Annotated in this window: 13 protein-coding genes; 6 read left to right on the plus strand and 7 right to left on the minus strand. The window is 72.7% G+C overall.

Annotated elements, in window-relative coordinates:
* Window positions 1-19: 19 nt before the first annotated feature.
* The 4 genes from ABEE00_RS29940 to ABEE00_RS29955 all read left to right on the plus strand — a co-directional run bounded on the left by ABEE00_RS29940 (window position 20) and on the right by ABEE00_RS29955 (window position 3,909).
* Window positions 20-667, plus strand: a complete 648-nt coding sequence (locus ABEE00_RS29940; RefSeq protein ID WP_345748861.1) for an ABC transporter permease — start codon at window positions 20-22, stop codon at window positions 665-667.
* A 124-nt stretch (window positions 668-791) separates the two neighbouring features.
* Window positions 792-1,985, plus strand: a complete 1,194-nt coding sequence (locus ABEE00_RS29945; protein WP_345748925.1) for a betaine/proline/choline family ABC transporter ATP-binding protein — start codon at window positions 792-794, stop codon at window positions 1,983-1,985.
* Window positions 1,982-2,875 (plus strand): ABC transporter permease, encoded by an 894-nt coding sequence (locus tag ABEE00_RS29950; RefSeq protein WP_451918694.1) that lies wholly within the window; start codon window positions 1,982-1,984, stop codon window positions 2,873-2,875. The genes ABEE00_RS29945 and ABEE00_RS29950 overlap by 4 nt, the downstream gene beginning before the upstream one ends.
* A complete protein-coding gene (locus tag ABEE00_RS29955; protein ID WP_451918695.1) occupies window positions 2,875-3,909 on the plus strand; it encodes a glycine betaine ABC transporter substrate-binding protein in 1,035 nt (344 codons plus the stop codon). The genes ABEE00_RS29950 and ABEE00_RS29955 overlap by 1 nt, the downstream gene beginning before the upstream one ends.
* Before the next feature lie 36 nt (window positions 3,910-3,945).
* Here the strand turns inward: ABEE00_RS29955 and ABEE00_RS29960 are convergent, their stop codons facing one another.
* The 6 genes from ABEE00_RS29960 to ABEE00_RS29985 form a co-directional block, all read right to left on the minus strand.
* Window positions 3,946-4,743 (minus strand): S16 family serine protease, encoded by a 798-nt coding sequence (locus ABEE00_RS29960; protein ID WP_345748927.1) that lies wholly within the window; start codon window positions 4,741-4,743, stop codon window positions 3,946-3,948.
* Between the two features lie 94 nt (window positions 4,744-4,837).
* Entirely contained in the window at window positions 4,838-5,482 is a 645-nt protein-coding gene (locus tag ABEE00_RS29965; protein ID WP_345748863.1) for an IclR family transcriptional regulator, read from the minus strand.
* Between the two features lie 370 nt (window positions 5,483-5,852).
* The gene (locus ABEE00_RS29970) at window positions 5,853-7,643 is read right to left on the minus strand and encodes a DEAD/DEAH box helicase (RefSeq protein ID WP_345748864.1); all 1,791 of its coding nucleotides are present in this window, start codon (window positions 7,641-7,643) and stop codon (window positions 5,853-5,855) included.
* A 220-nt stretch (window positions 7,644-7,863) separates the two neighbouring features.
* On the minus strand, window positions 7,864-9,048 hold the full coding sequence (locus ABEE00_RS29975) for a YeiH family protein (protein ID WP_345748865.1): 1,185 nt from the start codon (window positions 9,046-9,048) through the stop codon (window positions 7,864-7,866).
* Entirely contained in the window at window positions 9,048-9,647 is a 600-nt protein-coding gene (locus tag ABEE00_RS29980) for a cysteine dioxygenase family protein (protein WP_345748866.1), read from the minus strand. The genes ABEE00_RS29975 and ABEE00_RS29980 overlap by 1 nt, the downstream gene beginning before the upstream one ends.
* A gap of 149 nt (window positions 9,648-9,796) precedes the next feature.
* A complete protein-coding gene (locus ABEE00_RS29985) occupies window positions 9,797-10,702 on the minus strand; it encodes a LysR family transcriptional regulator (protein ID WP_345748867.1) in 906 nt (301 codons plus the stop codon).
* A gap of 170 nt (window positions 10,703-10,872) precedes the next feature.
* Here ABEE00_RS29985 and ABEE00_RS29990 point away from each other — a divergent pair, with 170 nt between their 5' ends.
* The gene (locus ABEE00_RS29990) at window positions 10,873-12,462 is read left to right on the plus strand and encodes an FMN-binding glutamate synthase family protein (protein WP_451918697.1); all 1,590 of its coding nucleotides are present in this window, start codon (window positions 10,873-10,875) and stop codon (window positions 12,460-12,462) included.
* A gap of 12 nt (window positions 12,463-12,474) precedes the next feature.
* Here ABEE00_RS29990 and ABEE00_RS29995 read toward each other — a convergent pair whose 3' ends face one another.
* Window positions 12,475-14,040: an MFS transporter gene (locus tag ABEE00_RS29995; RefSeq protein ID WP_345748869.1), complete on the minus strand. Its 1,566-nt coding sequence runs from the start codon at window positions 14,038-14,040 to the stop codon at window positions 12,475-12,477.
* Window positions 14,041-14,199: 159 nt separating this feature from the next.
* Between ABEE00_RS29995 and ABEE00_RS30000 the strand changes: the two genes are divergently transcribed.
* Window positions 14,200-15,129, plus strand: a complete 930-nt coding sequence (locus tag ABEE00_RS30000) for an alpha/beta fold hydrolase (RefSeq protein WP_345748870.1) — start codon at window positions 14,200-14,202, stop codon at window positions 15,127-15,129.
* Window positions 15,130-15,279 lie beyond the last annotated feature (150 nt).

Below are 15,279 nucleotides of genomic sequence, written 5' to 3' on the forward strand. Positions count from 1 at the left end.
CGCGAGGGAGAGAGGCCGAGTGAACTTCTGGGAGTACGTCGGCAACCGGCATGCCCAGCTCCTGTCGGACTCGCTCCAGCACGCGAGCGCCGTCTTCCAGTGCATGGTGGCCGCCACGGTCATCGGCGTACTGATCGGGGTGCTGACCTACCGCAGCGAGTGGGCGGGCAATCTGGCGACCGCCACCACCGCCTCCATCCTCACCGTGCCCTCGCTGGCCCTGATCGGCCTGCTGATCCCGGTGGTCGGGCTCGGCGTGCTGCCCACGGTGATCGCGCTGACCCTGTACGGGCTGCTGCCCGTCGTGCGCAACGCGATCGTCGGGCTGCGCGGGGTGGACCCGGCGCTGGTGGACGCCGCGAAGGGCATCGGGATGTCCCGCGTGATGCGGCTGCTCAAGGTGGAACTGCCGCTCGCCTGGCCACCGATCCTCACCGGCATCCGGGTCGCCACGCAGATGCTGATGGGCATCGCCGCGATCGCCGCCTTCGCCTCGGGTCCGGGGCTCGGCAACCTGATCTTCCGCGGCGTGGTCTCGCTCGGCAGCGCCAACGCCCTGAACCAAGTCCTCGCGGGCACGCTCGGCATCGTCGTGCTGGCCCTGCTCTTCGACGCCGCGTACGTCCTCATCGGGCGTCTGACCATTCCGAGGGGTATCCGTGCCTGACCCGACGCCGACACAGCCGACGCAGCAGCAGACCGGGCGGCAGGACGTGCCCGGCCGTACGGAGAGCCGCGCGGAGTCCCGTACGGAGAGCCGTACGGAGAGCCGTACGGCGACCGGCGCGACCATCCGGCTCGAAGGGCTCACCAAGCGCTATCCGGGGTCCTCGGCGCCCGCCGTCGACGACGTCAGCATGGAGATCAAGGCCGGCGAGCTCGTGGTCTTCGTCGGGCCCTCGGGGTGCGGCAAGTCCACCACGCTCAAGATGATCAACCGGCTCATCGAGCCCACCTCGGGCCGCATCCGGATCAACGACGAGGACGTCACCGGCATGGACGCGGTGAAGCTGCGCCGCAAGGTCGGGTACGCCATCCAGTCCTCGGGCCTCTTCCCGCACATGACCGTCGCGCAGAACATCGCGCAGGTGCCGAAGATGACGGGCTGGTCCAAGGCGCGCGTCAAGGCGCGGGTCGAGGAGATGCTCGACCTCGTGGGCCTGGACCCCGCCGAATTCCGCGGCCGCTACCCGCGCCAGCTCTCCGGGGGCCAGCAGCAGCGCGTGGGGGTGGCCCGCGCGCTCGCCGCCGACCCGCCGGTGCTGCTGATGGACGAGCCCTTCGGCGCGGTCGACCCGATCACCCGGGACCACCTCCAGGACGAGCTGATCAGGCTCCAGCACGAGCTGCGCAAGACCATCGTGTTCGTCACCCACGACTTCGACGAGGCGATCAAGCTGGGCGACCGGATCGCGGTGCTGCGGGAGCAGTCGCACATCGCGCAGTTCGACACTCCGGAGGCGATCCTCACCAACCCGGCGGACGACTTCGTCTCCGGCTTCGTCGGCGCGGGCGCGGCCCTCAAGCGGCTCAACCTCACCCGCGTACGGGACGTCGGCGTCGTGGACTTCCCCACCGCGAGCATGGACGAGCCGCTCCAGACGATCTTCGACCAGCTCAGGGACGGCCCCTTCAACGAGGTGCTGCTGCTGGACAGGCACCGGCGCCCCTTCAAGTGGCTGCGGCGCGGGGACATCATGCGGGCCAAGGGCTCGCTGGCGCGCGCGGGTTCGCCGGTGAACGACACGGTGACCAGGGACGCCACGCTGCGGGACGCGCTGGAGGCGGTGCTCACCGACAACGCGGGGCGGGTCGCGGTGACCGGGCGGCGGGGCGAGTACACCGGCGTCGTGGACATGGAGACGCTGATGAACTCGGTGCACGAGCTCCTGGACGCCGACCGCATGGAGGCCACCGAGCACCAGCACCGGCTGGAGGAGCAGCAGGCCCGCAAGACCCGCGCGGCCCAGGAGGGCCTGGCGTGAGCGGGGACGAGCGGAGGGACGGAGAGCCGAGGGGCGGAGAACTCCGGGAGCAGGACGGCGGAGTACAGGCCCCGGAGGAGGCGCCCACGCTGGAGGAGCGGGCCCCCGACGAGCAGGCCCCCGGCGACGCGCTGCGCGGCGAGCGCCGGCTGGAGCGGCTGACCTGGCGCAGGCTGACCCTGCTGCCGGCGTTCGTCGCCACAGCGCTGCTGATCACCTGGCTGTGGTTCCGCGGCGCGGACCTGGACTCCATCGCGCGGAACGCGCTGGCCGGCGGCAATGTCGGGGTACGGCTGCGGCAGCACATCGAACTCACCGCGCTCTCCACGTTCTTCGTGCTGGTCATCGCCATTCCGCTGGGCATCGCGCTGACCCGGCGCTCGCTCCGGAAGGCGACGCCCTTCGCCGTGGCCGTGGCCAACCTCGGCCAGGCCATCCCGTCCCTCGGCCTGCTCGTGGTGCTGGTCTTCTCGCTCGGCATCGGCCCCGGCACGGCGGTCGTCGGCATGGTCGTCTACGCGGTGCTGCCGGTGCTGGCCAACACCATCGCGGGGCTGCGGGCCATCGACCCGGGGCTGGTCGAGGCGGCCAAGGGCATCGGCATGTCGCCGCTGGGCGTGCTCGGCAAGGTCGAACTGCCGCTCGCCGTGCCGCTGATCCTCGCCGGGGTGCGGAACGCGCTGGTGCTCAACGTCGGCACCGCGACCCTCGCCACCTTCATCGGCGGCGGCGGGCTCGGCGACCTCATCGCCGCGGGCATCACCACCCAGCGGATGCCGGTGCTGGTGCTCGGCTCGCTGCTGACCGTGGCGCTGGCCCTGATCGTCGACTGGCTGGCCTCGCTGGCCGAACTGCTGCTGCGCCCGCGCGGCCTGGAGGGGACGTCCTGATGGTGCGAAGGGGTGCGGCACGAGTGGGTACGGCTCGGACGCGTACGGCACGGATCCGTACGGCGGCGAAGGCGGCAGGTGCAGCGGCGCTCTCTCTCGCGCTGGCCGGGACGCTGGGCGGCTGCGGGCTGGTCAGCGGCAGCCCGATGACCGACGACGTGCACCCGGGCAGCGTCGGCGCCGGCAAGCCGCTCAAGGGCGCCGAACTGACCGTCACCTCCAAGGAGTTCACCGAGAGCATCGTGCTCGGCCAGCTCATGGGCCTGGTGTTCCGCGCCGCCGGCGCCGACGTGGTGGACCGCACCAGCATCCAGGGCTCGGTCGGCGCGCGGGAGGCGGTCAGGACGGGCGCGGCCGACGCGATGTACGAGTACACGGGCACGAGCTGGATCACGTACCTCGGCCACGCCAAGCCGATCGCGGACAGCCGGAAGCAGTACGAGGCGGTGCGCAAGGAGGACGCGGGGCAGGGCCTGTCCTGGCTGCCGCCGTCCACCCTGAACAACACCTACGCGATCGCCGTGAACGACCGTACGCAGAAGAAGTACGGGCTCAAGACGCTCTCCGACGTGGCCGAGCTGTCGAAGAAGGATCCGAAGGCGGTGACGCTCTGCCTGGACAACGAGTTCGCGTCCAGGGACGACGGGCTCAACGGGATGACGAAGGCGTACGGGATGAGGATCCCCGCCTCCCAGGTGCAGAAGATGAGCAGCGGCGTGGTCTACACCCAGGTCGCCAAGGGCGCGCCGTGCAGCATGGGCATCGTCTACACCACCGACGGCCGCATCCCCGCGATGAAGCTGAACGTGCTCACCGACGACCGGCACTTCTTCCCCAACTACGACGCCGCGCCGGAGATCAACAGCGCGACGCTCAAGAAGCACCCGCAGATCGCGAAGGTCCTGAACCCCGTGACCGAGGCCCTCGACAATCACGAGGCCCAGAAGATGAACGCGAAGGTCGACGTGGACGGCCAGGACCCGCACCAGGTGGCCAAGGACTGGCTGGTGGAGAAGGGCTTCATCAAGCCCTGAGCCCCGGCCTCCGAACTCCCTCGCCCCGCAAGGGAGTTACGGGCAGCTCGGGACCTTCCCGCCCTTCTGCAGCGCCTTGAGGCTGTCCACCGCTCCGTTCAGCGTGCTCACCGGGACCAGCCGAAGCCCCTTCGGCAGGCCGGACTTGGCGTCCTGGCACTCCGCCCTGGGCACCAGGAAGACCGAGGCGCCGTCGCGCTTGGCGGCGCGGGTCTTGAGCGGTACGCCGCCGACCGCGCCGACCTTGCCGTCCTTGTCGATGGTGCCGGTCCCGGCGATCGTGCGGCCGCCGCTGAGGCTGCCGCCGCTGCCGTCGCCGTCCAGCTTGTCCACGATGCCGAGGGAGAAGAGCAGTCCTGCGCTGGGTCCGCCGACGTCGGCGAGGCGGAGCTGCACCTTCACGTCGTCGGCCGACCTGTGCAGCTGGTTCATCGCGGCCTTGACCGCGACGTCCTGGGACTTCCTCATCTCGGACTTCTGATACTTGTCGGCCTCCGCCGTGCTGTCGCCCACGGGGTAGACCGCGTCGCGCGGCATCACGGCACGGTCGTCCCTGAACCAGTTCCGTACGACGTCGGGCAGCCGCACCGTGGCGTCCGGCGGGGTCGCGGCGATGGTGGTCATCCGCAGCTGGCCCCCGCCGCCCTTCGCGGCGCGCTCCTTCGCGCCCTCGCCGGAGATCGTGATCACCGGCTTGCCCTTGTTGTCGCCCAGCACGTCGGCGGTGAGCCCCGGCTGCGCGAGTGAGAACGGAAGCGGCGCGGCAGCCACCACCACGAACAGCGCCACCACCGGTACGGCGCAGATCGCGAGCGTGCGGCGGCGCGGGGTCATGCGGAAGCGGGGGGCGGTGCGTTCGGTCACCCCTGCAATCTAGACGACGGGCCGGGCGGTCACGCCGCCCGGCCCTTCCCCGCGCCCCGCACGCTCAGCGCAGCGCGTCGGCTACCTCCTGCGCGGCGTGCACCACGCGCTCGCCGACCTGCGGCGGGACGGACTCGGCCAGCATCACGACGCCGACGCTGCCCTCTATGCCGGTCACGCCGAGCACCGGGGAGGCCGCGCCGCTGGCCCCGGCCTCCAGCTCGCCGTGGGTGGCGACGTACCGCTCGGTGCGCTGCTGGTCCGGCATCCGGCCCGCGAGGATCGCGCGGCCCGCCGCTCCGCGGTCCAGCGGGTGGCGGAAGCCGGTGCGGTACGCGACGTGGTAGTCGGTCCAGCTCGGCTCCACCACGGCGACGGCCAGCGCCTCGGTGCCGTCCACCAGCGTGAGGTGGGCGGTCGCGCCGACGTCCTCGGCCAGCGCGCGCAGCGCGGGGAGCGCCGCCTCGCGCACCAGCGGGTGCACCTGGCGGCCGAGCCGCAGCACGCCGAGTCCGACCCGTGCGCGGCCGCCCAGGTCGCGGCGTACCAACGCGTGCTGCTCCAGGGTGGCGAGCAGGCGGTAGACGACGGTGCGGTTGACGCCGAGCTTGTTGGACAGCTCGGTGACGGTCAGGCCGTGGTCCGTGTCGGCCAGCAGTTTGAGGACCCGCAGTCCCCTGTCGAGCGTCTGAGAGGTCTCCGCGGTCACGACGCTCCCCCCTCCTCGGGTGAGTACCGGCGGAGTGGCGCGAGGGTCGTGCGCTGCGTGTCCCGTTACGGCAGCGCGCGCCAGCGACCGCCGGTCGCGGTGGCGGCGCCCCGCGGCGACGTTGCCACGGCGCGTGTGTGACCGGCAACTTAGCGAGAGTCTCCGCTCCCCGGAAGCCTCTGTCCAGAATCCGGTCACACGGGGCCGAGCGTGAGACCCTGCTCCCCCTTCACGGGGGACGGACATGTTCCCTGCCGCAGCGGATCTTGCGCCTGGCGGCGGGCGTCGGCGGTCTCAGCGCGAGCCGCGCTGTCACCGCCGGAACGCGCCGCTGTGAGCGACTCCCGCTGCGGCGGACAGAGGGTTATGCCTACTTCATGCGGGTCGCCCACTCCCGCACCTTCGCGATGCGGGACTCCAGTTGGCCCGCCGTCGCCTCGGCAGCCGGGGGGCCGCCACACGTGCGGCGCAGCTCGTTGTGGATGACGCCGTGGGGCTTGCCGCTCTGGTGGACGTACGCGCCGACCAGGTTGTTCAACTGCTTGCGCAGCTCCAGGAGTTCCTTGTGGGTGACCACGGGGCGCCGCTCGGCCGGGAGCTCCACGAGGTCGGCCTCGCTGTCCGGCTTCTTCTTGCTGTGCGAGATCTGCCGCGCCTGCCGCTTCTGGAGCAGCATCTGCACCTGGTCCGGCTCCAGGAGCCCGGGGATGCCGAGGTAGTCCTGCTCCTCCTCGGAGCCGGGGTGCGCCTGCATCCCGAACTCGGCGCCGTCGTACATCACCCGGTCGAAGACCGCGTCGGACTCGAGGGCCTCGAAGGGCAGTTGGTCCTGCTCCCCCGTGTCCTCGTCCTGCTCCTGCTCGGCCTCCTTGAGGAGGTCGGCCTCCTCCGCGTACGGGTCCTCGTCCTGCTCCTTCTTCGGCTTGTCCAGTACGTGGTCCCGCTCGGCCTCCATCTCGTTCGCGAAGGTCAGGAGGGAGGGCACGGTCGGGAGGAAGACCGAGGCCGTCTCGCCGCGGCGCCGGGAACGGACGAAGCGGCCCACGGCCTGCGCGAAGAACAGGGGGGTGGAGACCGTCGTCGCGTACACCCCGACCGCGAGGCGCGGCACGTCGACGCCCTCCGAGACCATCCGCACCGCGACCAGCCAGCGGCCCTCGGACTGCCGGAAGTCCTCGATGCCCTGCGAGGCGCCCGTGTCGTCGGACAGCACGACCGTGGGCTTCTCACCGGTGATCTCGCGCAGCAGCTTCGCGTACGCGCGCGCCTTCTCCTGGTCGGCGGCGATGACGAGGCCGCCGGCGTCGGGAATCGCCTTGCGCACCTCGGACAGCCGGCCGTCGGCGGCGCGCAGCACCGCGGGCATCCACTCGCCCTTCGGGTCGAGCGCGGTGCGCCACGCCTGGGAGACCGCGTCCTTGGTCATCGGCTCGCCTAGCCGCGCCTCGATCTCGTCGCCCGCCTTGGTGCGCCAGCGCATGTTGCCGCTGTACGAGAGGAATATGACCGGCCGCACGACGCCGTCGGCGAGCGCGTCGCCGTACCCGTACGTGTAGTCCGCGCTGGAGCGGCGCACGCCCTCCGCGTCCTCCACGTACTCCACGAACGGGATCGGGTTGGTGTCGGAGCGGAACGGCGTACCGGTCAGCGCGAGGCGGCGGGTGGCCGGTTCGAAGGCCTCCTGGCACGCCTCGCCCCAGCTCCGGCTGTCACCGGCGTGGTGGATCTCGTCGAGGATCACCAGCGTCTTGCGCTGCTCGACGCGGTTGCGGTGCAGCATGGGCCGCACGCCGACGCCCGCGTAGGTGACCGCGACGCCGTGGTACTCCTTGCCGAGCGGGCCCGCGCTGTAGTCCGGGTCCAGCTTGATGCCCAGCCGCGCGGCGGCGTCCGACCACTGCTGCTTCAGGTGCTCCGTCGGCGCGACCACCGTCACCTGCTGGATGAAGTGGTGGTGCAGCAGCCACGACGCCAGGGTCAGCGCGAACGTGGTCTTGCCGGCGCCGGGCGTCGCGACCGCGAGGAAGTCGCGGGGCTGCTGCTCCAGATACGCGTCCATCGCCGCCTGCTGCCATGCGCGCAGCTTGTTCGCCGTGCCCCACGGGGCGCGGCCGGGGAAGGCGGGCGAGAGGTGGGTGTTGGAGGTCGGGGTGGTAGTCACGGTCTCCGCTGGGGTCGGGGCTCGCGGTCGAGGCAGCAACGGGTCGAAGTAACCGCGTCAGCCTACCCAAGCCCCCTCCCCCTCTTCGGGGTGACGTCCGGGGGTGGCGCGCGGATGGGACTCAGCTCACACCCGCGGCCGCCGCCTCCCGTGGGACCCCGGCGCCCCCGCGGACTACGTCGTGACCTCGCCTTTCGTCACGTCGTGGCCGCATCTCTCGTCACGTCGTGACGAGCACACCCGCGTACGACACCCCCGCGATCACCACCCACGCGCACAGCCCGAGCGCGGCCACCCGCGCACCTGTGCGGGCCAGCGTCGGGAGGTGTACCGCGCTGCCGAGGCCGAAGAGCGCGGCGGCGAGCAGGAGTTCCTGCGCCTGCTGCGCGCCGTCGAGCAGCGCGCCGGGCAGCGGGAGGAACGTGCGCAGCAGCACCATCGCGAGGAAGCCGAGCACGAAGAGCGGGACGAGGGGCGGGCGCTTCCCGCCGGTGTCCTCCTGCGTGGCACCCGACGCCTGTGCGGCCGCGCGACGCCTCCGTACCGAGAAGGCCACCGCGGCGACCAGCGGCGCCAGCAGCGCCACGCGCATGAGCTTGACCAGCACGGCCTGGCCGAGCGCCCCGGCGCCCGCGGTCTGCGCGGTGGCCACGACCTGCCCGACGTCGTGCACCCCCGCGCCCACCCAGCGCCCGAACTGCGCGTCGTCCAGGCCCAGCGGGTGGTGCAGCAGCGGCAGTACGGCGATGGCGAGGGTGCCGCACAGCGTGACCAGCGCGACGGAGGTCGCGGTGTCCCGCTCGTCGCTGTCCCGCACCTCGCCGACGGCGCCGATCGCGGAGGCCCCGCAGATCGCGTACCCGGTCGCGATCAGCAGCGGCTGGTCGCCCGGCAGCCCGAGCCTGCGGCCCAGCCACCACGTGCCGGCCAGCGTCGCGGACACCACGACCAGCACCATGCCGACGGTCGCCCAGCCGATGCCCAGCACGTCGCCGACGCTCAGCTTGAGGCCGAGCAGCACGATGCCGATCCGCATCAGCCGCTTGCCGGCCAGCGTGAGCCCGGGCCGCGCGACACCGCCCACCAAGCCGCGTACGCAGGGGAGGTGGGCGGCGACGATGCCGAGGACCACCGCTGCGGTCAGCATCGGCACGGCGGGCACCAGCAGATGCACGCCGGAGGCCGCGGCCACGCCGAGCGCGGCGAGGGCGAGCCCCGGGAGCTTGCTCCGGGATGCGGAACGGGGCGCGGAACGGGGTTGCGGGCGGGCGTCCGTGCGGGTGTCCGCGCCCTGTGCCGCTCCGGTGCCGCCCTGTTCCGCGCCGCTCTGCTCCTGCGTCTCCGTGTGGCTCTGCTCTGTCCGGCTGTGTCTCCGTACCCCCGCGCGCTCCCCCAGGAGTGCCATCAGCGGTCGGCCGGGAGGTCGTAGATCCGGCGGACGCTGGTGCCGAGGCGGGATATGTCGGCGCCGTATATGTGCAGCGAGATGGCCGTCTCCTCGCAGCCGTTCCACACCCGGTGGATGTCGCCGGGCGGAGCGAAGCCGCACACCGCGCCCTGCGGGTTGACCACGTCCTCGGTCGCGACGAGCCGGGCCGTCCCCTCGGCTGCGGCCGCGGGCAGCAGCCGGTAGCGGCGCTCGTGCTCCTCGCCGGTGTGCACGCCGGTCACGCACCAGGAGACGTGGTCGTGCACGGGCGTGCACTGTCCCGGCAGCCACACCAGCGCGACGAGCGAGAAGCTGCCGTCGGTCTCGGCGTGCAGCAGGTGCTGGCGGTAGGTGTCCGGGTCGGGCTCGCACTGCTCGGGGGTGAGCAGGTCGCCCGCCCCCAGGTGCGGGGAGAGCTTCTCGCCCACCAGGTACGCCGTCAGGTCCGGCGCGAGCCCGCGGTCCACGGCCTCGCGCACCTCCTCCACGAGCCGCCCGAGGCGGTCCGTGCGCGGGCCCGTACGGGGCGCCGTCGTGGTGCCGGAGGCCGAACCGGAGTGCGTATGTGTGCTCATACGGCGAGGCTCCCGCCGCCGATCCATTACGTCTAACGACGGTTTCTTGGACGGGCCCTCACGAAGGCTTATGGATCGGCGCAACCTTTTCCCCGCCGCAGCGGGACAGCGGAACGCAGCCGGATCGCGCGGCAGACCGCCGAGCGGCCTCAGCAGCCCACGCGCTTCTCCGCGACCGCCCGCAGCTCGTCGAGCACGAGGGCGGTGGCGGGGATCTCCAGGTGTTCGCGGAGTACGTAGGCCGAGACCTGGCGGCGGGAGGCGGGGTCCAGGGCGCGCCCCGTGACCTTCTCGTGCACCAGGAAGGAGAGGACCAGGCCCGGCATCATCGCGATGCCCAGCTCCTCGGACACCAGGCTCTGCACCACCAGGATGTCGTCGGTGGTGAAGGCGATGTCCGGCGCGAAGCCCAACTCGGCGCACTCGTGCAGGAAGTTGGCCCTGCACCGCAGGCACCCCGCGATCCAGCGCTCGTCGGCCAGCTCGCCGAGGCGCACCGCGCGGCGCCTGGCCATCGGGTGGCCGCTGGGCATCAGCACCGTGAGCTGGTCCTCCAGCAGCGGGATCTCCACCAGTTCCTCGGGCACCTGCTCCTGGAGCCCCGGGTAGGTGAAGGCCAGCGAGATGTCGCACTCGCCGCGCACCACGCGGTCCAGCGACTCGGGAGGCTCCTCCTCCTGGAGCTCCACCCGCACCCCGGGGTGCCCTGCGGCGAGCCGCGCCAGCGTCTCGGGCACCAGGGTCACGCCGGCGCTGGGGAACGCGCACACCCGTACCCGCCCAGCCCGCAGCCTGGTGATCGCGGACATCTGCTGCTGGGCCGTGGCCATGCTGTCCAGGATCACCGTGGCGTGCCGGGCCAGCGCCTCGCCCGCCTCGGTCAGCCGCATGCCGCGCCCGGCCCGGATGAACAGCGGGGTGCCCACGTCGCGCTCCAGCGCCTTCATCTGCTGGGTGATCGCGGGCTGGGTGTAGCCGAGTGCGCGCGCCGCGGCGGAGTACGACCCGGCGCGCACGACTTCGTGGAAGGTCCGTATGTGCCGCGAGTCGAACATGACCGCACCATAAGCGGAATTTGGGTGCGGGGCGCAATCCCGGCGGCGCTGCTTCTGGGTTGTGACCGCGCTCCGTGATGGGGTACCCGGCGTGGAGTGATCGCCGGGTGTACGTCTCCGGACGCATGGCGAAGCGAGGAGGTACCGAAGTGTCGTTCCCCCACCGCCGGTTGGCCACGGTCGCGCTGGTGGGAGCGGTGGCGCTGGTCGCGGCCTGCGCCGTGTGGGCCGCCGTGGCCGCCTCCCCCTGGTGGTGGTGCGCGGCGGGCCCGCTGCTGCTCTGCTCCGCCGTCGGCGCGTACGACGTGGCCCAGCGGCGGCATTCGGTGCTGCGCAACTACCCGGTGCTGGGCCATATGCGCTATCTGCTGGAGGTGATCCGCCCCGAGCTCCAGCAGTACTTCATCGAGCGCGACTTCGACGGCAGGCCCTTCGACCGTGACACCCGCTCCACGGTGTACGAGCGCGCCAAGGGCGTCACCGACCAGGACCCGTTCGGCACCGAGCGCGACGTCTACCGGCCCGGCTACGAGTTCTTCGTGCACACCGTGATGCCCCGGCCCACCCCCGAGAAGCCCTTCCGCGTGCGGGTGGGCGGGCCGCACTGCGCCGTCCCGTACGAGATGGCGCTGCTCAACGTGTCGGCGATGAGCTTCGGTTCGCTCTCCTCCAACGCGATCCAGGCGCTCAACCGGGGCGCGGCCGAGGGCGGCTTCGCGCAGGACACAGGAGAGGGCGGGATCTCCGACCACCACCTGCGGTACGGCGGCGACCTGGTGTGGGAGCTCGGGACCGGCTACTTCGGCTGCCGTACCCCCGAAGGGGACTTCGATCCGGAGGAGTTCGCGCGCAAGGCGGCCTGGGACACCGTGCGCGCCGTCTCCCTCAAGCTCTCCCAGGGCGCCAAGCCGGGAGTCGGCGGTGTGCTGCCCGGCAGCAAGGTCAGCGCGGAGATCGCCAGGGTGCGCGAGGTCCCGCAGGGCGAGACGGTCGTCTCGCCCTCCTACCACCGGGTGTTCTCCACCCCGCGCGAGCTGGTCCGCTTCATCGGGCGCATGCGGGAGCTGGCGGGCGGCAAGCCGGTCGGCTTCAAGCTGTGCGTGGGGCGGCGGCGCGATGTGCTGGCGGTCTGCAAGGCGATGCTCGCGGAGGACCTCACCCCCGACTTCATCACCGTGGACGGCGCCGAGGGCGGCACCGGCGCGGCGCCGCTGGAGTTCGTGGACCACATCGGGGTGCCACTCACCGAGGGCCTGAACACCGTGCACAACGCGCTGGTCGGCACGGGCCTGCGTGACCGCGTCGCGATCGGCGCCAGCGGCAAGGTGGCGACGGGATCCGACCTGGTCAAGCGGCTCGTGCAGGGCGCGGACTTCACCAACGCGGCGCGGGCCATGATGTTCGCGGTGGGCTGCATCCAGTCGCAGCGCTGCCACGCCAACACCTGCCCGGTGGGGGTCGCCACCCAGGACCCGCGCCGTACGCGGGCGCTGGACGTGGCCGACAAGTACCGGCGCGTGCAGCGCTACCAGCAGGCCACCGTGCACAGCGCGCTGGAGATCATCGCCTCGCTCGGCGCCGACTCGCCCGCGCAGCTCGGCCCGCACATGCTCTACCGCCGCACCGCGCCGCACAGGGTCGCCTCGTACGCCGACCTCTTCGACTGGCTGTCGCCTGGACAGCTCCTGACCGGCGAGGACGTGCCCTCGCCCTGGGCGCGCGACTGGGAGGACGCGGACCCGGACGCGTTCACCGCGTGAGGCCCGCCCGGTTCACGGCGTGCGGGACCGCCCGGCGCCCGAAGGCTCCCGCAGCCGCCCCGCCACGAACACGCCCAGCGCCGCGACCGCAGCGGAGATCGCGTACACGGCGACGAAGGCGAGCGGCTGGCCGCCGGACGCGTGTGCCGACGGGCCGGCGGCGTGGGTGGCCGCTCCCGCCGAGCCGCCGCCGAGCGCGGCGAAGGCGGCGCCCGTGAGGGCGAGGACCAGGACGTTGGAGAGGCTGTCGGACATCTGGAGCGAGGAGGAGTTCTTGCCGGTCTCCTCGGGTGCCGAGAGCTCCAGCAGCAGCACGCTCGTGGAGGAGACCACGAGCCCCATCCCGAAGCACCCGACGGCCATGCCGAGCGCGAGCGTCCACACCGGGACCTGCGGCACCAGCACCACCGGCACGTACACGATGGACAGCGTCACCAGCGCCATGCCGCCCTGCGCGAGCCGCGGCCTGTGCGGGCTCATCCGGGGCCGCGACTGTACGAAGGAGCCCAGGGCCCAACTCGCCCCGCCCGCCGCGAGGGTGAGCCCGGCCAGGGTCACCGACAGGCCTCGCTGGGTGACGAGCATCAGCGGGACGAAGCTCTCGGTCACGATGTACGCGCCGGTCGCCACCCCGCGCAGGAGCACCACGGCCGGCAGCCCGTGCGCGGCGCGGTAGGTCCCGCGCGGCATCACCGCCAGCACAGCGGGCACCAGCAGCACGGCGCCGGCCAGCGCCACGGGGAGCCCGGTCAGGTCCAGCGCCTGCGCCCCGTACTGGAGCATCCCGGCGCCGACGGCCACCGCGACCGCCATCCGTATCCGGCGCCGGTCGACCGGGCCCTGCTCCCCGGCGCCGGGCGGCGGCCCGGAGGCGGCCCGGCGCAGCGCGGGCAGCATGATCGCGAGGGGCAGCAGCACCAGTACCGGGATGCCGAGGAACACCCAGCGCCAGCCCAGGTGCTGTGTCACCGTCCCGGCGATCAGCGGGCCCACCGCCGAGGGCACCACCCACGCCGCGGCGAAGGAGGCCAGCACCGTCGGGCGGAGGTGCTCCGGGTAGGCGCGGCTCACCGTCACGTACAGCGAGACGATCACCAGCCCGCCGCCGACGCCCTGGGTGGCGCGGCCCAGCACGAAGACCCACATCGCCACGGCCGTACCGGACAGCAGCAGCCCGGCGGCGAAGGCGGCGATGCCGAGGGAGAGCGCGGGCAGCGGTCCGCGCCGGTCGCACCACTGCCCCGAGACGACCATGCCCAGCAGGCTGGTGGTGAAGAAGGCGGAGAACGCGAAGGCGTAGGCGGAGACCCCGTTGAGCTCGGCCGCCGCGGCCGGCATCGCGGTGCCCACCGCCGTCGCCTCGAAGGCGATGAGCAGCACGACGGAGACGATGCCGAGGGTGAGCGCGCGGTAGGCGCGGGAGAGCACGGAGCGCGCGTGCTCCGCCGGGGGTCCGGCCGCGGGGCGCTCGGCCGGGGGTTCGGCCGCGGGGCGCCCGGCCGCGGGGTCCGCCGGGGGCTCGGCCGTCATCTTGCCGGGTATGCGTCCATCCGCCGCCGTCCGTTCCTCAGCACTCATGCCGTCCAAGGTAAGTGCCGTTCGGCAGAGTGACCCCTGTCCAGAGAAGGGGATGCCCCTACGCCGCCGGACCTACTCCGTGCTGCGGCGACGGGGCGAACTCCCTGATGGACAGCGTTACTACGGGATACAAGGCCGTTTTGCGGCAACCTGGACCCCATGCCCCTCTACGCCTCCTACGACGGTGCCGAGCTCGCGTACACGATCATCGACCGCCAGCCCAACCACAGCGTGACCGAGCCCCCTCCCCCGCTGGTCTGCCTCGCCGGAGGACCCGCCAGGGACGCCGCGTACCTCGGCGACCTCGGCGGACTGAGCGCGCACCGCCGCCTGATCGTCCCCGACACCCGCGGCACCGGCGGCTCGCCGCCCGCAGCCGACCCCGCCGCCTACGCCTTCCCCCGGCTCGCCGAGGACGTCGAGGCGCTGCGCGCGCACCTCGGCCTCCCCCGCTTCGCGCTGCTCGCGCACGACGCGGCGGCGGCCACGGCGCAGGCGTACGCGGCCGCGCACCCGGACAGGCTCAGCCACCTCGTCCTGCTCAACCCGGGCTCCAGGCTCCAGGGCGAACTCCCCGACGACGCCCGGGAGATCTTCGAGTCGCGGGCGGCCGACGAGGACTGGTGGGAGGAGGCGTACGTCGCCGTGCAGATGCTCCAGCAGGCCGACGACCTGGACGAGATCAGGGGGCTGCTGCTGCGCGCCGCGCCGATGGCGTACGGCCGCTGGGAGCACCCGCAGCAGCTGCACGCGGCGGCCGAGGGCGAGCAGCTCAACCCCGTGCCGCGGGCCGCCTTCTGGCAGGGCGTGGACGAAGCGGAGCAGCGCGCGGTCCTGGAGGGACTGCGCGAGGTGACGGCGCCGGTCCTGGTCGTCACCGGCGAACTGGACGCGGTCACCGGGCTGCGCGCGGGCGACGCGGTGGCCGAATCCTTTCCCGACGCGCGGGTGCGCCCGCTGCCCGGGGTCGGCCACTACCCCTGGGTCGACGAGCCCGCCGCGCTGACCCGCCTGATCGAGACCTTCCTCGGCGGGGGCGGCGACACCGGGAACCGGGGCGGAACGGAAGGGGCCCGAGGCCGTCCATGACGACCCCGGGCCCTCCGAGAATGGGCGGCACGGCCGCGAGATGATCCCGCTGCGCGACCGCGCCGCGCCCCCATTTCTACACGTGTTTCGACACCGACGCCAGGAGTGCAGCGCAGGGCCCCGGACGCATCGCCCACCCCCGAACGACCC

Source organism: Streptomyces odontomachicola, assembly GCF_039605595.1.
Taxonomy (GTDB): Bacteria; Actinomycetota; Actinomycetes; order Streptomycetales; family Streptomycetaceae; genus Streptomyces.